Source organism: Luteimonas rhizosphaerae, assembly GCF_002849595.1.
Lineage (GTDB): Bacteria > Pseudomonadota > Gammaproteobacteria > Xanthomonadales > Xanthomonadaceae > Luteimonas > Luteimonas cellulosilyticus.
Genome location: NZ_NRQR01000024.1, coordinates 1 through 20,164, shown reverse-complemented (window position 1 = coordinate 20,164; position 20,164 = coordinate 1). Strand labels below are relative to the sequence as shown.

At 70.0% G+C, this 20,164-nt stretch carries 17 protein-coding genes; 10 read left to right on the top strand and 7 right to left on the bottom strand.

The genetic code is table 11. The features are described from left to right. Window positions 1-16: 16 nt before the first annotated feature. The 3 genes from CJ022_RS11835 to CJ022_RS11825 all read right to left on the bottom strand — a co-directional run bounded on the left by CJ022_RS11835 (window position 17) and on the right by CJ022_RS11825 (window position 5,468). Entirely contained in the window at window positions 17-3,205 is a 3,189-nt protein-coding gene (locus tag CJ022_RS11835; protein WP_101926856.1) for an efflux RND transporter permease subunit, read from the bottom strand. Between the two features lie 221 nt (window positions 3,206-3,426). Beyond that, a complete protein-coding gene (locus CJ022_RS11830; protein ID WP_199171542.1) occupies window positions 3,427-4,596 on the bottom strand; it encodes an efflux RND transporter periplasmic adaptor subunit in 1,170 nt (389 codons plus the stop codon). A gap of 20 nt (window positions 4,597-4,616) precedes the next feature. Beyond that, window positions 4,617-5,468, bottom strand: coding sequence for an SDR family NAD(P)-dependent oxidoreductase (locus CJ022_RS11825; protein ID WP_158238408.1), 852 nt, complete (start codon window positions 5,466-5,468; stop codon window positions 4,617-4,619). A 368-nt stretch (window positions 5,469-5,836) separates the two neighbouring features. Between CJ022_RS11825 and CJ022_RS11820 the strand changes: the two genes are divergently transcribed. Beyond that, a complete protein-coding gene (locus CJ022_RS11820; protein WP_101926853.1) occupies window positions 5,837-6,889 on the top strand; it encodes a LysR family transcriptional regulator in 1,053 nt (350 codons plus the stop codon). Window positions 6,890-6,991: 102 nt separating this feature from the next. Here the strand turns inward: CJ022_RS11820 and CJ022_RS11815 are convergent, their stop codons facing one another. Beyond that, window positions 6,992-7,960, bottom strand: coding sequence for a LysR family transcriptional regulator (locus CJ022_RS11815; protein WP_101926852.1), 969 nt, complete (start codon window positions 7,958-7,960; stop codon window positions 6,992-6,994). Between the two features lie 119 nt (window positions 7,961-8,079). On the opposite strand from CJ022_RS11815, the gene aceB reads away from it, so the two are divergent. The 4 genes from aceB (at window position 8,080) to CJ022_RS16790 (ending at window position 11,959) form a co-directional block, all read left to right on the top strand. Continuing rightward, window positions 8,080-9,690: a malate synthase A gene (gene aceB, locus CJ022_RS11810; protein WP_101926851.1), complete on the top strand. Its 1,611-nt coding sequence runs from the start codon at window positions 8,080-8,082 to the stop codon at window positions 9,688-9,690. A gap of 65 nt (window positions 9,691-9,755) precedes the next feature. Continuing rightward, the gene (aceA, locus tag CJ022_RS11805) at window positions 9,756-11,087 is read left to right on the top strand and encodes an isocitrate lyase (RefSeq protein WP_101926850.1); all 1,332 of its coding nucleotides are present in this window, start codon (window positions 9,756-9,758) and stop codon (window positions 11,085-11,087) included. A 100-nt stretch (window positions 11,088-11,187) separates the two neighbouring features. Beyond that, window positions 11,188-11,475 (top strand): hypothetical protein, encoded by a 288-nt coding sequence (locus CJ022_RS16795; RefSeq protein ID WP_143703950.1) that lies wholly within the window; start codon window positions 11,188-11,190, stop codon window positions 11,473-11,475. 178 nt (window positions 11,476-11,653) lie between these two features. Beyond that, window positions 11,654-11,959, top strand: coding sequence for a hypothetical protein (locus CJ022_RS16790; protein WP_143703949.1), 306 nt, complete (start codon window positions 11,654-11,656; stop codon window positions 11,957-11,959). Window positions 11,960-11,988: 29 nt separating this feature from the next. Here CJ022_RS16790 and CJ022_RS11800 read toward each other — a convergent pair whose 3' ends face one another. Then, on the bottom strand, window positions 11,989-13,506 hold the full coding sequence (locus CJ022_RS11800; protein WP_101926849.1) for a YifB family Mg chelatase-like AAA ATPase: 1,518 nt from the start codon (window positions 13,504-13,506) through the stop codon (window positions 11,989-11,991). Window positions 13,507-13,516: 10 nt separating this feature from the next. After that, a complete protein-coding gene (ubiK, locus tag CJ022_RS11795; protein ID WP_101926848.1) occupies window positions 13,517-13,819 on the bottom strand; it encodes a ubiquinone biosynthesis accessory factor UbiK in 303 nt (100 codons plus the stop codon). A gap of 222 nt (window positions 13,820-14,041) precedes the next feature. Here ubiK and CJ022_RS11790 point away from each other — a divergent pair, with 222 nt between their 5' ends. Together CJ022_RS11790 and CJ022_RS11785 are read left to right on the top strand one after the other, a co-directional pair. Next, window positions 14,042-14,380 (top strand): P-II family nitrogen regulator, encoded by a 339-nt coding sequence (locus tag CJ022_RS11790; RefSeq protein ID WP_101926847.1) that lies wholly within the window; start codon window positions 14,042-14,044, stop codon window positions 14,378-14,380. Between the two features lie 159 nt (window positions 14,381-14,539). After that, a complete protein-coding gene (locus CJ022_RS11785) occupies window positions 14,540-14,827 on the top strand; it encodes a hypothetical protein (RefSeq protein WP_101926846.1) in 288 nt (95 codons plus the stop codon). Window positions 14,828-14,831: 4 nt separating this feature from the next. On the opposite strand, the gene speE is transcribed toward CJ022_RS11785, so the two are convergent. Next, on the bottom strand, window positions 14,832-15,683 hold the full coding sequence (gene speE / locus CJ022_RS11780; RefSeq protein ID WP_101926845.1) for a polyamine aminopropyltransferase: 852 nt from the start codon (window positions 15,681-15,683) through the stop codon (window positions 14,832-14,834). A 149-nt stretch (window positions 15,684-15,832) separates the two neighbouring features. Between speE and CJ022_RS11775 the strand changes: the two genes are divergently transcribed. From CJ022_RS11775 to CJ022_RS11765, 3 genes are all read left to right on the top strand, one after another. After that, window positions 15,833-17,710, top strand: a complete 1,878-nt coding sequence (locus CJ022_RS11775; RefSeq protein ID WP_101926844.1) for a M48 family metallopeptidase — start codon at window positions 15,833-15,835, stop codon at window positions 17,708-17,710. Between the two features lie 82 nt (window positions 17,711-17,792). Next, a complete protein-coding gene (gene speA, locus CJ022_RS11770) occupies window positions 17,793-19,682 on the top strand; it encodes an arginine decarboxylase (RefSeq protein ID WP_101926932.1) in 1,890 nt (629 codons plus the stop codon). A gap of 1 nt (window position 19,683) precedes the next feature. After that, a partial coding sequence (locus CJ022_RS11765; RefSeq protein WP_199171533.1) for a hypothetical protein occupies window positions 19,684-20,164 on the top strand: 481 nt, incomplete at its 3' end.

Here is a 20,164-nt window from a genome sequence, read left to right as displayed (position 1 = left end):
TCGAAGAACGGGAGGGTCAGGACTGCTGCGTGGTCGGCAGCGCGTCATGCGGCGCGGTGTGCGCCGGGCCATGCGAGACCAGCTTGCGGTTGGCGAGCTTGCGCAGCGCGACGTAGAACACCGGCGTCAGGAACAGCCCGAACACCGTGACGCCCAGCATCCCCGCGAACACCGTGATGCCGGTGATCGAGCGGACTTCCGCGCCGGCGCCGGACGAGAGCACCAGCGGCACGGTGCCGGCGATGAACGCGACCGAGGTCATGACGATCGGGCGCAACCGCAGGCGGCTGGCTTCCAGCGCGGCCTCGACGATGCCCTTGCCCTGCAGTTCCAGCTCGCGTGCGAACTCGACGATCAGGATCGCGTTCTTGCAGGCCAGGCCCATCAGCACGACGAGACCCACCTGCACGAACACGTTGTTGTCGCCTCCCGCCAGCCACACGCCGAACAGCGCCGACAACAGGGTCATCGGCACGATCAGGATCACCGCCAGCGGCAGCGTCCAGCTTTCGTACAGCGCCGCGAGCACCAGGAACGCCAGCAGCACCGCCAGCGGGAACACGATCGCCGCCGCGCCGCTCTGGGTCGACTGCTGGTAGCTCAGGTCGCTCCAGCCGATGCCCATGCCGGCCGGCAGCGCCTGCTCGGCGAGTTCGGTGACCTTGGCCATGGCCTCGCCCGACGACAGCACGCGCGGGTCGGCTTCGCCGAGCAGGTCGGCGGCCGGGTAGCCGTTGAAGCGGATCACCGGGTCCGGTCCGTAGGTCTGGCGCACGTTGACCATCGACCCCACCGGCACCATCTCGCCCGCGTCGTTGCGCGTGCGCAGGTTGGCGATGTCGGAGACCTCGTCGCGGAACTGCCCGTCGGCCTGGGCGATGACCTGCCAGGTGCGGCCGAACATGTTGAAGTCGTTGACGTAGGCCGAGCCGAGATAGGTCTGCAGCGTGTCGAACAGCTCGGTCAGCGGCACGCCCTGGGCCTTGGCCTTCTCGCGGTCGACGTCGGCGTCGAGCTGCGGCACGTTCGCCTGGTAGCTGCTGATCGGGAAGCCCATGCCGGGCGTCTGCGACGCCGCGCCCTGGAAGGCCTGCACCGCGTTCTGCAGTTCGCCATAGCCCAGACGCGTACGGTCCTCGACGAACAGCGACCAGCCCGAGCCGTTGCCCAGGCCCTGGATCGGCGGCGGCATGAAGGCGAAGGTGAAGCCCTCCTGGATGGTCGAGAACTTCTGGTTGAGCTCGGCGGTGATCTCTTCGGCGGTGCGCGAGCGCTCGCTGAAGGGATCGAGGGTGAAGAAGATCACGCCGTTGTTGGGCGTGTTGGTGAACTGCAGCGGGTTGAGGCCCGGGAACGCGATCTCGCTGGCGACGCCGTCGACCTCGCTCGCGAGCGCCGCCATCTTCTTCAGCGTCGCGTCGGTGCGTTCGATCGACGCGCCTTCGGGCATCTTGACGCCGGCGATCACGTACAGCTTGTCCTGCACCGGGATGAAGCCGGCCGGCACCGCCTTGAACATCAGGCCCGCGCCGGCGAGCAGCACCGCGTACACCAGGAACACCGCGCCGCGTCGGCCCAGCGAGCGCGACACCGCGCTCTCGTAGCGCGCCGAGCTGCGGTTGAAGAAGCGGTTGAACGGACGGAACAGCCAGCCGAACAGACGGTCGATCAGGCGCGAGCCGCGATCCTTCGGCGCGTCGTGCGACTTCAGCAGGATCGCCGCCAGCGCCGGCGACAGGGTCAGCGAGTTGATCGCCGAGATCACCGTCGAGATCGCGATGGTCACCGCGAACTGCTTGTAGAACTGGCCGGTCACGCCGGTCAGGAACGCCATCGGCACGAACACCGCGCACAGCACCAGCGCGATCGCGATGATCGGCCCGGAGACTTCCTTCATCGCCAGGTGCGCCGCCTCGAGCGGCGATGCGCCGAGTTCGATGTGGCGCTCGACGTTCTCCACCACGACGATCGCGTCGTCGACGACGATGCCGATCGCGAGTACCAGCCCGAACAGGGTCAGCGTGTTGATCGAATAGCCCAGCAGGTACAGCACCGCGAACGTGCCGACCACCGACACCGGCACCGCCAGCAGCGGGATGATCGAGGCACGCCAGGTCTGCAGGAACAGGATCACCACCAGCACCACCAGCAGCGTGGCTTCGAGCAGGGTGACGACGACCGACTTGATCGAATCGCGCACGAAGATGGTGGTGTCGTAGATCGACTGGATCTCGACGCCCGGCGGCAGCGACGGACGCAGTTCCTCCATCTTCGCGACGACGCCGTCGCGGATCTCGAGCGCGTTCGCGCCCGGGGCCTGGAAGATGCCGATCGCCGCGGCGTTCTTGCCGTCGAGGCGCGCGCGCAGCGTGTAGTCGCCGGCCGCGAGCTCGATGCGCGCGACGTCGGCGAGGCGCACGAGTTCGCCGTCGTCGCCGGACTTCAGCACGATGTCGCCGAACTCCTCGACGCTCTCCAGGCGACCCTTGGCATTGATCGGCAGCAGGAAGTCGCTGCCGTTGGGCATCGGCTCGGCGCCGAGCTGGCCGGCCGAGACCTGCACGTTCTGCTCGCGCACCGCACGCAGCACGTCGCTGGCGGTCATGCCGCGTGCGGCGATGCGGTCGGGATCGAGCCACAGCCGCATCGCATAGTCGCCGCCGCCGAACAGCTGCGCATCGCCGACGCCGGTGATCTTGGCCAGTTCGTCCCGCACGTGCAGGCGCATGTAGTTGCGCAGGTACAACGAATCGTAGCGGCCGTCCTCGGAGGTCAGGTGCACGACCATCAGGAACACCGGCGACTGCTTCTGCGTGGTCACGCCTTGCCGTCGCACGTCCTCGGGCAGGCGCGCAAGCGCCTGGGCCACGCGGTTCTGCACGCGCACCGCGGCCTCGTCGGCATCGGTGCCGGGCCGGAAGGTCGCGGTGAGCTGCAGCACGCCGTCAGAGCCGGCGACGGACTTGATGTACATCATGTCCTCGACGCCGTTGATGGCTTCCTCCAGCGGCGTCGCCACCGTTTCGGCGATCACCTTCGGGTTGGCGCCGGGATACACGGTGCGCACGCCCACCGAGGGCGGCACGACCTCGGGATATTCGCCGATCGGCAGCAGCGGGATGGCGATCAGGCCGCCGGCGAAGATCAGGATCGACAGCACCGCGGCGAAGATCGGCCGGTCGATGAAGAAGCGGGAGAAGTCCACGGGGAAATTCCTTGTGGGCGGCGGGGCGCCGCAGAGAGAACGGGAAAACGAACGCGTCATCCCCGCGCAGGCGGGCGTCGTCCTTCAGCAGCCGGGCGGCGGGTCATCCAGGGGCGTGAGACGAAATCGAAGTCCCTGGATGACCCGCGGAAAGCGCGGTCGAAAAGCGCGGCCCGCGTGCGCGGGAATGACGTGGCGGGGGTGACGAGGCGCAGCGGCGATCAGCGCTTCGCCACGGCGTCGGCAGGCGTATCACCGCGCATGGTCACCGCCTTCGGCGCGACCGGCATGCCCGGCATGAAGACCTTCTGCACGCCGTTGACGATCACCCGGTCGCCGGCCGCGAGTCCCGACTGCACGACACGCAGGTCCTCGACCATGCGGCCCAGCACGACGTCGCGGCGCTGCGCGGTGTTGTCCTCGCCCACGACGTAGACGTACTTGCGGTCCTGGTCGGTGATGACGGCCTTGTCGTCGATCAGGATCGCCGGCGCCGCGGCCGCGCCTTCCAGCTGCACGCGGGCGAACATGCCCGGGGTGAATACGCGGTCCGGATTCGGCAGCACCGCGCGGGCGCGGACCGTGCCGGTCGCGGGGTCGACCTGGTTGTCGATGAAGTCGACGATGCCGGCGTGCGGATGACCGGTCTCGTCGGCGAGTCCGATGCGCACCGCATTGCCGTCGTCGGCGCGGGTGCCGGCGCGCGCCTGCGCCTGGTAGCCGAGGAAGGCGCGTTCGTCGGTCTCGAAGTACACGTGCACCGGGTCTTGCGAGACGACGGTCGTCAGCAGGGTCGCGTCGGCCTGGGCGAGGTTGCCGGCGGTCACCAGCGCGCGGCCGGCACGGCCGGCGACCGGCGCGCGGACTTCGGTGAACTGCAGGTCGAGCCGTGCCGCGGCGACGGCCGCTTCCGCGGCGCGCACGCTGGCGCCGGACTGTGCGCTCGCCGCGCGCCGGGTTTCGAACTCGTCGCGCGAGATCGCCTGCGCGTCGACCAGGGCCTTGGCACGCGCGTCCTGGGTCCCGGCGAGCTGCGCTTCGGCGCGGGCGCGGGCGAGGTTCGCCTCGGCCTGGTCGAGTGCCGCGCGATAGGGCCGCGGATCGATGACGAACAGCAGGTCGCCCTGGTCGACCTCGGCGCCTTCGTCGAACGCGACGCGCTGCACGTAACCGCTGACGCGCGGCCGCAGTTCGACCGAATCGACGGCGGAGATGCGACCGGTGGCGTCGTCCCACTGGCGGACCTGTTCGGTCAGCACCGGGGCGACGCTGACCTCGGGCGGGGGCGGCGCGGCGGCATCGTCGGCGCGGCTGTCGCAGCCGGCGACGACGACCGCGATCGTCGCGGCCAGGGTGAGCAGGAGCAACGCACGGGGCGCGCGGCGGGACATCGGGTGGGGGGAGCGGGTCATCACGGGTGGTCCTGTGCGGAAGCGGAAGTGGCGAGGCCGCGCAGCAAGGTGCGTGCGGCGGAAAGGTCGTCGGCGGACGGGGCGGCGGTCCGGGTCTGGCGGACCGGCGTACAGCGGCGTTCGGCGATGTCGATGTCGTCCGACAGCGTCAGCCCGGGCATCGCGGAGGCGATCGGAAACCGGACCAGCGGCTGGGCCGGCAGGTCGTGACGCGCGAGCATGTCGAGCGCGGCCTGCGCGATCGCATGGGCGGCCGGCCACTGGCTGCAGGCATGGCGGGCGTGCTCGGTGGTGCGCGCCGGCGCATCGACGGCCAGCATCTGCACGCGCACCGGCAGGGTGCGGGCTTCGTCGTGCAGCACGCGCGCCAGCATGCGCAGCGCGGCGGCGCCGATCGAGTGGTGCCCGTAGCCGGCCCAGGGATAGTCGGCCCCCGGGCCGCCGACCAGCACGTAACCGCTGCGCGGCTGCGGGGCCAGCAGCGGCAGCAGGTGGCGGGCGATGAACAGATGCGGCAGCAGGTCCTCGTCGAGACGCCGGCGCAGGAAGTCGGCGGGCGCATCGAGCAGACGGCCGCGCTCGGCGCTGCCGCGGATGGCCGCGATCGCGCCGGACAACGCGGGCCCCGGCAACGCGGCCAGCTGCGCGGCGAGCGTCGCGGCGTCGGCATCGCTGGCCACGGTGGCGGCCAGCGTGGTCAACGCGGCGCCCGGATGCCGGTCGCGCAGGGCGTCGAGCCGGTCCGCGTCGCGGGCCACCGCAATCACGGGAGCGCCGGCCTGCAGCGCGCTCGCCACGACGGCGCTGCCGATCGCACCGGTGGCACCCAGCACCAGCAAGGGGCCTCTCATTGTCCCGTCCTCGGGATTTTGTTTCCCGAAACCCCGTGGCCGGACCGGGCGCCGGCTGTCGTGGCGGGGGTGGAGCGGGGCAACAGGGCGGTCAGCCAGCCCCATGCGAACGCACCGCCACGCGCCTGCCGACGGGCACCTACGGCGGCGCTAGACGATTGATTCGGCGGAATTTCAAGCGCCTTGCCGCGGCTGCGCGCCGGGGTGGACGGGGCGGCGTTGCGGCGGTAGGTCAGCACGGGCGACTGCGACATGCGGAGCGTCCTGTGGGGGGAGGACGCTTACCTTAGGCGCGGGAACAGGACTTGATTAGTCCGATTTCCAGGGAATAATTATCCCTCGACCGGTCCAATCCCCCGAGGCACCTCATGGCACACGATCTCAACGACACCCTGATCTTCGTCAAGGTCGTCGAGCAGGGCAGTTTCATCGCCGCGGCCAACGCGCTGGGTCTGCCGAAGACCACGGTCAGCCGCAAGGTGCAGGAGCTCGAACAGCGCCTCGGCGCGCGGCTGCTGCACCGGACCACGCGCCGCCTCGGCCTGACCGAGGCCGGCAGCGTCTACCACGAGCATTGCCAGCGCATCGCGCGAGAACTGGACGAGGCCGAGAGCGCCGTCGGCCAGCTGCAGTCGGGGCCGCGCGGCTGGCTGCGCTTCACTGTCCCGTATTCGATAGGCATCACCTGGATCGCGCCGCTGCTCGGCGATTTCCAGGCGCAGTACCCGGAAATCTCGCTGGACATGCATCTGGGCAACGAGAAGCTGGACCTGATCGCCGGCGAGGCCGACCTCGCGCTGCGCGTCGGCACGCTGCCCGATTCCAACCTCGTCGCGCGCAAGCTCGGCAGCCTGCGCACGCAGATCTTCGCCAGTCCCGGCTACATCGCCCAGCACGGCGAGCCGCTGCATCCCGACGATCTGCAGCACCACCGCACGCTCGTGATGCGCAAGAGCCGCAATCCGCAGAACCGCTACGTCTGGTCGCTGACCGATGGCGAGGCGCTGCGCGAGTTCCCGGTCAATCCGCAGCTGGTCGCCAACGATCCCTCCGCGCTGAACTGGGCGGTGCTGCAGGGCGAAGGGCTGCTGCTGACCGGCGACGTGATGGCCAAGGCGCTGGTCGAAGCGGGCCTGGTGCAGCGCGTGCTGGCCGGCTGGACCGGGCCCGAGATGGACTTCAACGCCGTGTTCGCCGGTGGCCGCCTGGTCTCGCCCAAGGTGCGCGCCTTCGTCGACTTCCTGATCGAGCGCCTGAATTTCGACGCCGACCACATGCAGACCCTGTGCTCGGTGCAGCAGAAGGCCATGGCGGCGAAAGCGGCCGGCGTGGTGGCCTTGGCGGAGCTGGAGAAGGCCTCGCGGCGCGACACCCCGGCGCCGGCGTCCGAAGAGGACGAGACGGTGCCCGCGCGCCGCTGAGTCGCCTTGGCGGACGGCCGTGCCCGTTGCGGGGACGGCGTGCCGCCCGACGTCGACCTCGCGAGGGTGTCGCCGGCAACGGCGCGCTTACGTGTGCGCGGGTCAGCGTTCCGAATGGCCGCTGCTCTGGTCGTCGCGGCGGACGAACAGTTCCGGCTGGATCAGCTCGATGAAGGCGCGTGCCTGCGGCGACAGCACCTTGCCCTTGCGCACCACCACGCCGTAACTGCGCGCCGGGAACCAGTCCGACACCGGCCGCGTCGCCAGCCGCGACGCATCGCTGGCATCCAGGCAGATCGAGCTGACGATCGAGATGCCCATGTCCATCGCGACGTAGCGCTTGATGACCTCCCAGCCGCCGACCTCCAGCGCCACCGTGTAGGGCACGCGCGCCTGCTGGAAGACCTGGTCGACGAGGCGGTAGGTGATCTGGCGCTTCGGCGGCAGGATCAGGCCGTACTGGGCCAGCGCCTGCAGGGTCAGCGTCGGCACCCGGGTCAGCGGATGGTCGCGCGGCGTGATGAGGATCGGATCGAAGCGGTAGACCGGCGCATAGCCGAGGTCGCCGGGCACGTCGACCATCGAGCCGACGACCAGATCGACGGCGTCCGCGCGCAGCAGGTCGGTGCCGTCCGCGGTGATCGCATCGTGCAGCACCAGGCGCACATCCGGGTGCGAACGTCTGAAATTCTCGACGATCTTCGGCAACAGATACAGGATCGTCGAACTGTTGGCGGCGATGTTGAGCTCGCCGGCATCAAGCCCGTCGAGGCCGCGGCGGAACGCGGCGGGAAGCCCGTCGAGCGCCTCCACCAGCGGCACCGCCAGGTCGTAGAGCACTTCGCCCTCTCGGGTCGGGACCAGGCGACGTCCGCTGCGCTCGAGCAGCCTGACACCCAGCTCACGTTCCAGCGCCTGCAACTGCAGCGTGATGGCCGGCTGGCTGACATAGAGCGCCTCGGCCGCCCGCGAGACTGAACCCAGTCGCGTGGTCTGGCAGAACGCGCGGAGCGGCTTCAGGCGGTCGGCCTTGTAGGGAAAACGCAGCTCGGGCGGGGACTTGGGTGCCATCGGGAAGACTGTATAAGTTCAAATCATGGGTAACATTGCCAAAACTGTATTGTCAAATAATCGATGCAGGTGGAGGGTCTGCTGCAACGCAATACGCCGTTGCCGCCAGGAACCGCCCGATGTCCGCCGTCCTCCAGCCCCGCCCCACCGCCCCTGACCTGCAGGTTCCGGCCGACACGCCGTCGGATCTCCTTCCGCCCGAGCTGCTGGCCCTGCTGACCGACCTGCAGCGCCGCTTCGACGGCGACCGTCGGCAGCGACTGCAGGCCCGCCGCGAGCGTCAGATGGCCTTCGATGCCGGCGCGTTGCCCGATTTCCGCGCCGACACCCGCGCCCTGCGCGACGGCGACTGGCGGGTGGCGCCCCTGCCCGCGGCGCTGCGCGACCGTCGGGTCGAGATCACCGGGCCGGTGGATCCCAAGATGGTCATCAACGCGCTGAACTCGGGCGCGAACTGCTACATGGCGGACTTCGAGGATTCGACGTCGCCGACCTGGGACAACCTGCTCACCGGCCAGCGCGCGCTGCGCGACGCCGTCGCCGGCACGCTGCGCTTCGACGGACCGGGCGGCAAGCGCTACACGCTGAAGCCCGCCGCCGAGCGCGCGGTGCTGATCGTGCGCCCGCGCGGCTGGCATCTCGACGAGAAGCACGCGCAACTCGACGGCCAGCCGATGTCGGCATCGCTGTTCGATGTCGGCGTGTTCGCGTTCCACAATGCGCACGCGCTCGCGGCGCAGGACCGCGGCCCGTATCTCTACCTGCCCAAGCTGGAATCGATGGAAGAGGCCGCGTTGTGGCAGCGGGTGCTCGGCCATCTGGAGCGCGCGCTCGGCCTGCCAGACGGGCAGATCAAGGTCACCGTGCTCATCGAGACCCTGCAGGCGGCGTTCGAGATGGACGAGATCCTGCACGCGCTGCGGACCCGCATCGCCGGCCTCAACTGCGGTCGCTGGGATTACATCTTTTCCTACCTCAAGACCTTCCGCCGCCACCGCGACAGGGTGCTGCCCGAGCGCGGCCAGGTGACGATGACCCAGCCGTTCCTGCGCGCGTATTCGGAGCTGCTGATCCAGACCTGCCATCGCCGCGGCGCGCATGCGATGGGCGGCATGGCGGCGCAGATTCCCATCGCCGGAGACGACGCGGCGAACGATGCGGCGATGGCGCGCGTGCGCGCCGACAAGCTGCGCGAGGTGACCGCCGGCCACGACGGCACCTGGGTCGCGCACCCGGTGCTGATCCCGCTCGCACGCCAGATCTTCGACGAACGCATGCCCGGCGCCCACCAGCACGCGCTGAGTCGCGACGAGGTCGTGGTCACGCGCGACGATCTCATCGAGCCGCCGCTCGGCACGATCAGCCGGCCCGGTTTCGACGGCAATGTCGAAGTCTGCGTGCGCTATCTCGCCGCCTGGCTCTCGGGCAACGGCTGCGTGCCGATCCACGGCATGATGGAAGACGCCGCGACCGCCGAGATCGCCCGCGCCCAGCTGTGGCAGTGGCTGCACTTCACCGACGACGGCGCCGAACCCCTGCGGCTGCACGACGGCACCGCGATCGACGACGCGCTGTTCGACCGCGCGCTGCTGAACCTGCCCTCGCGCCTCGCCGGGCAGACGCTGCCCGGCGCGGACCGGGTGCAGGACGCGATCGCCCTGCTCGAAGACCTGACCTGGCGCGACACGCTCGTCGACTTCCTGACCCTGCCGGCCTATGCGCGGCTCTGACTGACGCCGCACGCCGACCGACCCCTTCCGAACCACCGCGACACGCTGTCTTCCGGAGACCCGCCATGACCACCCGCCCGCAACAGATCGACGCCCTGCAGCACGACTGGACCACCAACCCGCGCTGGAACGGCATCCAGCGGCCGTACTCCGCCGCTGACGTCGTGCGCCTGCGCGGCAGCGTGCAGCCGGAGCACACGCTCGCCAAGCGCGGCGCCGAAAAGCTGTGGAACCTCGTCAACGGCGACGCGAAGAAGGGCTACGTCAACGCCTTCGGCGCGATCAGTGCGGGCCAGGCGATGCAGCAGGCCAAGGCCGGCCTGGAAGCGGTGTACCTGTCCGGCTGGCAGGTCGCCGCCGACGGCAACAGCTCCGAGACCATGTATCCGGACCAGTCGCTCTACGCCTACGACTCGGTGCCGACGATGGTCCGCCGGATCAACAACACCTTCCAGCGCGCCGACGAGATCCAGTGGAAGAACATCGCCGACGGCAAGCTCGACGAGACTGAGGCGATCGACTTCTTCCTGCCGATCGTCGCCGATGGCGAAGCCGGCTTCGGCGGCGTGCTCAACGCCTACGAACTGATGAAGAACATGCTGGTCGCCGGCGCTGCGGGCGTGCATTTCGAGGACCAGCTGGCCGCGGTCAAGAAGTGCGGCCACATGGGCGGCAAGGTGCTGGTGCCCACGCAGGAGGCCGTGCAGAAGCTGGTCGCCGCGCGCCTGGCCGCCGACGTGCTCGGCGTGCCCGCGATCGTGCTCGCGCGCACCGATGCCGAAGCCGCGAACCTGCTGACCTCCGACTTCGACGCCAACGACGCGTCCTTCGTCACCGGCGAGCGCACCGCGGAAGGCTTTTACAAGGTGCGCAACGGCCTGGAGCAGGCGATCAGCCGCGGCGTGGCGTACGCGCCCTATGCGGACCTGGTGTGGTGCGAGACCGGCACGCCGGACATCGGTTTCGCCCGCGAATTCGCCCAGGCCGTGCATGCCAGGCATCCCGGCAAGCTGCTGAGCTACAACTGCTCGCCGAGCTTCAACTGGAAGAAGAACCTCGACGACCGCCAGATCGCGAGCTTCCAGGAGGACCTGGCCGCGCTGGGCTACAGGTTCCAGTTCATCACCCTGGCCGGCATCCACATCAACTGGTTCAACAGCTTCCAGTTCGCCCACGACTACGCCCGCGGCGAAGGCATGAAGCACTACGTCGAGCAGGTGCAGGAACGCGAGTTCGCCGCGCGCGACAAGGGCTACACCTTCGTCTCGCACCAGCAGGAAGTCGGCGCCGGCTACTTCGACGACGTGACCACGGTGATCCAGGGCGGCGTGTCGAGCGTGACTGCGCTGACGGGGTCGACGGAGGAAGCGCAGTTCTACGGAACGAAAGCGGCCTGAGGCGGATGCGGGCGCGTTTCCCGGTTACGGGCAAAAAAAGCAAAGCGCACGGATCGTTCCCGGGATAGTGTTGAGCTTCGTTGACTGCTAGGAGTTCAGGATGACTCGTTTTCGCGTTGCGGTTGCAATTTCCGCCCTCTTGCTCGCACCTGCGGCGTTAACGGCTTTCGCCCAGGCGCCTCAGGCGTCCGGAGACGCGGCGACGCCTGCCGAAACCCGCGTCGCGAATGAGGAGGAAGCACTGGTCTGCACGCGGACGAGACAGACCGGCAGCAACCGGGTGACGCGCCTTTGCAGGACTGCGGAGGAAGCGCGCGTTGAAAGGCGGGCAGCCGAAGAGGCGATGCGTCGGAAAAAGAGTCAACCCGTGCCTGATATCCAGATCTGAGGTCCTCTCGCGGGGCCATTGGCGGATGCTAAATCACGCTTTAGAGACTGAGTGATCGAAGGGATCCTAAAGGGGTGTCCGGGGACGATCGGCGATCGGTGCTGCGTCCGTGTCGATGATGCAGAGCGGCAAAAAAAGAAGTAGGGTCGACAGCGATCTCTACCTTTAGGAGCATGCCATGCGCCCAATCGGTCTTGCTATGTTGTTTATCGGCCTTAATCTGGCTGGGGTTTCGATCTCCTCTGCGCAAGAGGTCGAGGCCTCCGCCACCGTCGTTTCGCCGACTCCGACGCCGCCTGTCGTGCCGGCCGAGGTAAGGGAATCACAGCCGGAAGAAAAGATGGTCTGCCGTAACGAAAAGCAGATCGGCAGCAATCGGTCCACGCGGGTATGTCGTACTGCGGCATCGAGAGAAGAGGCGCGCGAGGATACGCTCGATGCTCTGCGCCACCGGCGTGGCACGCCGCGCGGCGACGCAATCTAGCGCGAGAGTCTCCGTTGGTCCCCCAAAGTTCAGACCCGCTTTTCTGAATCCAGGCAGCGGTCGGCACCGCGATACCCCAGCGCTTCGGTGAGATGTCCCGATGCGATGGTCTCGCTCTCGTCGAGGTCCGCGATGGTACGGGCGACGCGCAGGATACGGTGCATGGAGCGCGCGGAGAGATGCAGGGCGTCGATGGCGCGCTCGAGCAGGGCCTGGTCACGGGCTTGCAGGCGGCACACGCGCATCGTGCCGCTCTGGTCGAGGCGTGCATTGATGGCGCCGCCGCGCGCGAGTTGCCGCGCGCGGGCCGCGTCGACGCGCGACCGGATCCGGTCGCTGGCTTCACCCTCCGGCGCGTCCGGTCGCAAGGCGGCAGGCGGCAGGCGGGGCACATCGACATGCAGATCGATGCGGTCGAGCAGGGGGCCGGAAATGCGTGCGCGGTAGCGTCGGATTGCGTCCCCGCTGCAGCGACAGCGTCCGGAGACATCACCCGCCCAGCCGCAGGGGCACGGGTTCATTGCGGCGACCAGCTGGAAGCGCGCTGGAAACTCGCTCTGCCGCGCGGCGCGCGAGATCGTCACGACGCCCGACTCGAGCGGTTCCCGCAGCACTTCGAGCGCGCGGCGGTCCCACTCGGGCAGTTCGTCGAGGAACAGCACGCCGTGGTGCGCCAGCGAGATCTCGCCGGGACGCGGCTCGGCACCGCCGCCGACCAGCGCGACGGCGCTGGCCGTGTGGTGCGGCGAGCGGAAGGGCCGCGTGCGCCAGCAGGTCGGATCGAGCCCGTGGCCGCTGATCGAACGCACGGCGGCGGTTTCGAGCGCGTCGGCCTCGCTCGCGTCCGGCAGCAGGCCGGGCAGCCGCGATGCGAGCAGGGTCTTGCCGCACCCCGGTGGCCCGACCAGCAGCAGGTGATGACCGCCGGCCGCGGCGATCTCGAGCGCGCGTCGTGCCTGGCTCTGGCCGCGGACGTCGCGCATGTCGATACCGCCCACCGTCCGCTGCGGTGGCGCGATCGCCTGGGGCAGCGCGCGCTGGCCGGTCAGCAGGCCACAGACCTCGAGCAGCGTGCGCGCGGTGCGGACTTCGACATCCGCTGCCAGCGCCGCTTCGTCGCCATTGGCGGCGGGCACCACGAGCTTGCGGCCGCTGCCGGCGACCGCCAGTGCGGCCGGCAACACGCCGTCGACCGGGCGCAGCTCGCCGGTGAGCCCGAGCTCGCCGACGAACTCCCATTCGTGGAGTGCGTCCTGGGGAATCTGGCCGCTGGCGGCCAGGATGCCGAGGGCGATCGGCAGGTCGAAGCGGCCGCCACCCTTGGGCAGGTCCGCGGGCGCGAGGTTGACGGTGATGCGGCGCGCGGGGAACTCGAACTGTGCGCACTGGATCGCCGCACGCACCCGGTCCTTGGCTTCGCGTACGGCGGCCTCCGGCAGGCCCACGATCGACATCGACGGCAGACCGCCCGCCAGATGCACCTCGACCTGGACGGCGGGTGCACGAACGCCTGCGCGCGCACGTCCGTGCACGAGCGCCAGCCCCATGGGCGGAGCCTCAGTGGGCCGAAGGCGTGGGACCGCCGACGGCGGGTGCGCTGCCGTCGCGGCCCGATTCCAGCTGGCGGACCTGCGCTTCCAGCGCGTCGAGCTTCTCGCGCGTGCGCAGCAGCACCGCGCGCTGCACGTCGAATTCCTCGCGCGTCACCAGGTCGAGCTTCGCCAGGCCCGACTGCAGCACGGCCTTGAAGTTTTCCTGCAGCTCCTCGCGGAGATCCTGCGAGGCCTCGCCGCGCAGGCCCGGGGGCACCAGGCCGCTGAGGCGGCGGGCGAGTTCGTCGATGTGGGTCAGGTCGATCATGGCGGCTTCCTTCGGTGTCCGGCCAGCGTCGCGCGCGGCGCGTGAGGGTGCAGTCGGCACAGGCCGCGCTCCCCCGTCAGGAAAGCGCCGGCGCCGGGCGCGCGGCACTAGAGCATGCGGGTCCGGTGCCCGCAAGCGCGCACGCGCGATCGGCGTCGTCGAACGCGCCCCGGGACGCGTGGCGTATCCTTGTGCGCCAGTCCAACGGGGAGTCCTACGCAGATGAAAATGGTCATGGCGATCATCAAGCCCTTCAAGCTCGATGACGTGCGCGAGGCGCTCGCCGACGTGGGGGTCAGCGGCATCACCGTGACCGAGGTCAAGGGCTTCGGCCGGCAGAAGGGGCACACCGAGCTCTATCGCGGTGCCGAATACGTCGTCGACTTCCTGCCGAAGGTGAAGCTGGAAATCGTCGTCACCGACGATGTCGCCGACCGCGTGGTCGAGACCATCCTCAAGTCCGCCGGCATGGGCAAGATCGGCGACGGCAAGATCTTCGTCTATGAACTGGAGCGCGCGGTGCGCATCCGCACCGGTGAACTCGATGGAGACGCAATCTAGCACCCCCGGGGCGGGAGTGTCGCTCGCGTTGCCTGCGAGCGCGGGCACCGCGGCCGAGGGTCCTTTGCGGATCGACCCGCAGCCGGTTCACAGCCCGAACGCGGCTGTTCGCTGACGAGGCGAACAACCCCGGGTGTCGACGTTCATCCCGCCCTGCTGATGCAGGGCCTGGACGACGGATCGCCCCCCGTCCTGCGGCTCGACGGCGCGGACCGTGTCCTACCCATGTTCACCGGTGCACTGCGCGCCTGGGGCGCGTCGTGCGGGATGCCGGTCAATGCCCGCTTCGCGGGCGGACCTTACGTCGCCTGGTGCGCCGGCTTCGTCACGCGCACCTGTGACGGGAAAGAAGGCTGCGAGTGTGTCGAGTTCCGCGGACGCCTCTCGGGCGTCCGCGAGGACGGTGCGCGCACGGCCCGTCCGGTGACGGGCGGTTGCGGCTGCTGAGCGCTCAGCCCTCGCCCAGCGCCTTCGCCACGAACGGCGGCAGCGACTGCGCGCCCTTGTGGATGTCGGCGGTGTAGTACAGCGTTTCGAACGGCTTGGCGCGTGCGTCGGCTTCGCGGAAGTCGAAGCCCTGGCCCTTGCGCGCCAGCGTGCAGCTCCACCAGCCGGTCGGGTAGCACGGCTGCGGGAACGGCAGGGTCTGGAAGGTGGTGAAACCGGCCTTGCCCATCTCGGCGCGCATGGCCTGGATCAGCTCCAGCAGCACCAGCGGCGATTCGGACTGCTGGACGAGGATGCCGTCGTCCTTCAGCGCGCGGTGGCAGCTTTCGAAGAACGCCTTGTTGAACAGGCCTTCGGCCGGGCCGACCGGATCGGTCGAATCAACGATGACGATGTCGACGCTCCCGGGGGCGCAGTTCGCCATGTAGGCGATGCCGTCGTCGAAGAGGATCTCGGCGCGCGGGTCGCCATTGGATTCGCACAGCTCGGGGAAATACGTCTCCGCCATGCGCGTGACCTGCTCGTCGATGTCGCACTGCACGGCTTTCTCGACGCCCGGGTGGCGCAGCACTTCGCGCAGCGTGCCGCAGTCGCCGCCGCCGATGATGACGACGGTCTTCGGCGCGGCGTGGGTGAACAGCGCCGGGTGCGACATCATCTCGTGATAGAGGAAGTTGTCGCGCGTGGTCACCATCATCGCGCCGTCGATGAGCATGACGTTGCCCCAGTCGGTCGATTCGTAGAGCTCGATCTTCTGGAACGGCGACTGCACCTCATCGAGCTTCTTGTTGACGCGGAAGCCGATGGCCGAGCCGGCGGGTTCGAAGTTCTCGTAGAGCCAGTGGGGCGCGGTCATGTCGGTTCCTGCAATGCGGGGGAATTCAGGCGGTCGGCGCGTCGATCGCGGCGGCCAGCGGGGCCGGAATTGTAGCGAAGTCCGGATGTCGGCCCGATGTCGGGCCGGTGCGATACTGCGCGGCGTCCCTCCGTCACGAGCCCGAGCCCATGGCGCCTCTTCGCGCGGCCGACGCCGCGACTGCACGACGTCGCGCGCGAGTCGCGCGCCTGGAAGCGCGCGCCGCGGCGTCCCCGCAGGCCTACCTCGTGCGCGTCGTACTGCTGGCGCTGGCCGGCTACGGGTTTCTCGTCGGCCTGCTGCTGGCGCTGCTCGCGTTGCCGGCGCTGGTCGCGTGGCGGGTGCTGGTGCAGGGCGCGCGACTGGAACCGCAGGCCGGATTCCTGCTGATCGTCGCCGGCATGGGGATCGCCGTGCTGCTGCGCGCGATGTGGGTGCGCTTCGCGGTGCCGCAGGGCCATCTGCTGGCGGCGGACGAGGCGCCCGCGCTGCGCGCCGAAGTGGAACGCCTGCGCCAGGCGACCGGCGCGCCGCCGCTGGCGGGCATCGTCATCGATACCCAGCTCAATGCCGCGGCGGCCAGCCTGCCGCGCCTGCTCGGCCTGGCGGGACACCGCCACTACCTCGTGCTCGGCCTGCCGCTGCTGCAACTGCTGGATCGCGACGAAGCCGCCGCGGTGATCGCGCACGAGTTCGGCCACTTCGGCGCCGAGGACGGCCGCCTCGCCGGCTGGCTCTATCGCGTGCGCCTCACCTGGTATCGCGCCGTCGAGGGTCTGTCGCGCAGCGGCTTCCTGCTCGCGCTGCCGATCGCGCGCTTCTACGCGTGGTATGCACCGCTGTTCGATGCCTGGAGTTTCGTGCTGGCACGCGCCCACGAATTCCGCGCCGACGCCGCCGCGGCGCGCGTCGTCGGGGCGGACGCGATGGCCAGCGCCTTGCTGCGCCTCGAACACGGCAGCGCGCGCTGGACGTCCACGTTGTGGCCGCGGCTGCTGGCGCGTGCGCGGGTGCAATCGCACCTGCCGGCGCACGTGCTGTCGCCGCTGGTCGCCGGCCTGCAGGCGGAGCCCCTGCCGCGCATCGACCGCCTGCTGGCGATCGCCGAACGCGACGTCGATGCCGACGACACCCATCCGCCGCTGGCGCGCCGCCTCGAGGCGCTCGGTGTCGCCCCGGCGTTGCGTCCGCGCGGCGCACCGGCCGCGGACTGGCTCGGCGAGGCGTTGCCGCGGATCGAGCGGACGCTGGACCAGCAGTGGCGCGCGCAACTGCTGCCCGAGTGGCAGGCGCAGCATGCGGCCGCGGCAGGCGAACGCGCGCGGTTCCATGCGCTCGACGGGCAGACCAGCCTGACGGTGGACGAGGCGGTGGAGCACGCGCGCCTGTTCGAGTCGATCGAGATCGATCACGACCCGCTGCCCGTACTGGCCCGGGCGCGCACGGCGCGGCCCGACAGCGCGATGCTGGCGTTCCGGCTCGGCGTGCGCCTGCTGCAGGCCGGCGATCCGGCGGGTGCGGCCCATTTGCGCGACGCGGTCGCGCGCGATGCCGGTGCCATCGGCCCGGTCGGCGACGCGCTGGCGGGCCTGGCACGCGATCCCGATCTCGAGGCCGACACCGCCGCCGCGGTCGCCGCGCTGCAGGCCGAGCTGGCGCCGCGCGCCGACGACCTGCGCGATCGCGACGGCATCGAAGCGGGCGATGCGCTGCAGCCCCATGCGCTCGACGCCGCCACGTTGCGGCGCCTGGACGACACCCTTGCCGCGCACGCGCGGGTCGCCGCCGCGTGGCTGGTGCGCAAGCAGGTCGCGATGGCCGAGCAGTCCGCGCACTACGTCCTGCTGCTGGATTGGCGCGGCTCGGTCGCCAGCGAAAGCGCCGGCCTGCAGGCGCTGTCCGATGCGCTGCGGCTCCCCGGCAGCCACACCGTGTTCACCGGCAGCGACGCGGCGGCGCTGGCGAAACAGGTGCGTCGCGCATGCGGCGAGCCGGTCTACCGGCGCGGGCGCGGCCGCCGCGTCTGAGCCGTCGTCCGCCGGTGTCACCGCCGGTTTGGCCCGATGACCCTAGACTATGCGGCTCCCCCGCACGACCGGAATGCCGCCGATGACCGCCTGGTCCACCGACCTCGCCCGCAAGACGTACTCGATCCCGCACTGGAGCGAGGGGTATTTCGACGTCGACGACGCCGGCCGCATCGTGGTCGCGCCGCGTGGCACGAACGGCCCGTCGATTCCCTTGCCCGACGCGGTCGACGCCGCGCGTGCGGCCGGCGCGCAGCTGCCGATGCTGGTGCGTTTCCCCGACATCCTCGGTGACCGCCTCGCGCGCCTGCAGGACGCCTTCGCCCAGGCGCAGGCCGAGTGGGAGTACCCGGGCGGCTACACGGCCGTGTACCCGATCAAGGTCAACCAGCACCGTGGCGTCGCCGGCACGCTGGCCTCGCACCACGGCGACGGCTTCGGCCTGGAAGCGGGCAGCAAGCCGGAACTGATGGCAGTGCTGGCGCTGTCGCGCCCGGGCGGCCTGGTGGTCTGCAACGGTTACAAAGACCGCGAATACATCCGTCTGGCGCTGATCGGCCGCAAGCTCGGCCTGCAGACCTTCATCGTCGTCGAGAAGCCGTCCGAGCTCGCGCTGGTGATGGAGGAAGCCGCCGCGCTCGACGTCAAGCCGGGCCTGGGCGTGCGCATGCGGCTGGCCTCGCTCGGTGCCGGCAAGTGGCAGAACAGCGGCGGCGACAAGGCCAAGTTCGGCCTCAATCCGCGCCAGCTGCTGGACCTGTGGAAGAAGCTGCGCGACGCGGACATGACCGACTGCCTGCAGTTGCTGCACTTCCACATGGGCTCGCAGATCTCCAACGTCCGCGACATCGCCAACGGCATGCGCGAGGCCACGCGGTACTTCGTCGAGCTGACCAAGCTCGGCGCGACGATCAGCCACGTCGATGTCGGCGGCGGGCTCGGCGTCGACTACGAGGGCACGCGCTCGCGCAGCTACAACTCGGTCAATTACGGCATCCGCCAGTACGCCGGTTCCATCGTGCAGCCGCTGGCCCAGGCCTGCGCCGAGCACGGTCTCACGCCGCCGCGCATCGTCACCGAATGCGGCCGCGCGATGACCGCGCACCACGCGGTGCTGGTCGCCAACGTGTCGGAAGTCGAGCGCGCGCCCGAAGGCCGCGTGCCGGACCTCCACGACGACGAGCCCGCCGTCGTGCGCAACCTGCGCGAGATCCACGACGAGCTGACCGCCCGGCCGGCGGTCGAGCTGTTCCACGAGGCCCAGCACCACCACGCCGAAGGCCTGGCGCTGTACGCGCTCGGGCAGATCGACCTGGTCCATCGTGCGCGCATCGACGATCTGTTCTATGCGATCGCGCATGCCGTGCGCGCGCGCCTGACCTACGACGAGAAAAGCCACCGCCCGCTGCTCGACGAACTCAACGAGCGCCTCGTCGACAAGTACTTCGTCAACTTCAGCGTGTTCGAGTCGATGCCCGACGTGTGGGCGATCGACCAGGTGTTCCCGATCGTGCCGATCGAGCGCCTCGACGAAGTGCCCGAGCGTCGCGGCGTGATCGCCGATCTGACCTGCGACTCCGACGGCAAGATCGACACCTACGTCGAGAACGAGGACCTCGACACCTCGCTGCCGCTGCACGCGTTGCGCAAGGGCGAGCAGTACCGGCTCGGTTTCTTCATGGTCGGCGCCTACCAGGAGATCCTCGGCGACATCCACAACCTGTTCGGCGATACCGATGCCATCGAGGTCCAGGTCGACGGCGACGGGTACCGGGTCGTGCAGCAGCGCCGCGGCGACACGACCGACGTGATGCTCGACTACGTCGGGTATGCGCTGAGCGACCTGCGTGCCAGCTACACCGCGCTGGTCGATCGCGCCGCGCTGCCGGGCGACGAATCGCAGCGCCTCAAGGATGCGCTGGAAGCGGGACTGACCGGCTACACGTATCTGGACGACACACCGCTGGAGTGACGTGGACGGCGCACGGCGCCGGCAGCCCGTGCGGGGCGCGCGCTCGGCGCAGCGTCACCCGGCTGTCCGTGTCGACCCCGGCCTGCAACAGCGGGTCGAGTGGCGCCTGCGGGTCGCTCGCGCGCGTGACGCGTCTGCCGCGGTCGCCGTCGGCGGCGTCGCGCAGCTGTTGCGGCCTGTCTTCCGCACGGCGGCCCATGCCGCCGCCGTCGAGCGCGTCGCTCCGGAACCCCGCGCGCGCGGCATCCGTGGCACGCGGCAGGCCGTCGCCGAGGCCGCGCGGATGCGCGCTTGGGTCTATGCTGCGGCGCTGTCGCGGCCTGCCGCCTTCCCCATCGACTGGAGTGTCCCGATGCGTCGTTTCGATCCTGCCCGAGTCGTCCTGACCCTCGCCCTGGCCGCCGCGCTCGCGGCCTGCGCCGAGCCCGCCCCGCCGCCGGCCGCCGTCGACGCGCCGCCGCCGCCGATGGCGACCGCCGACA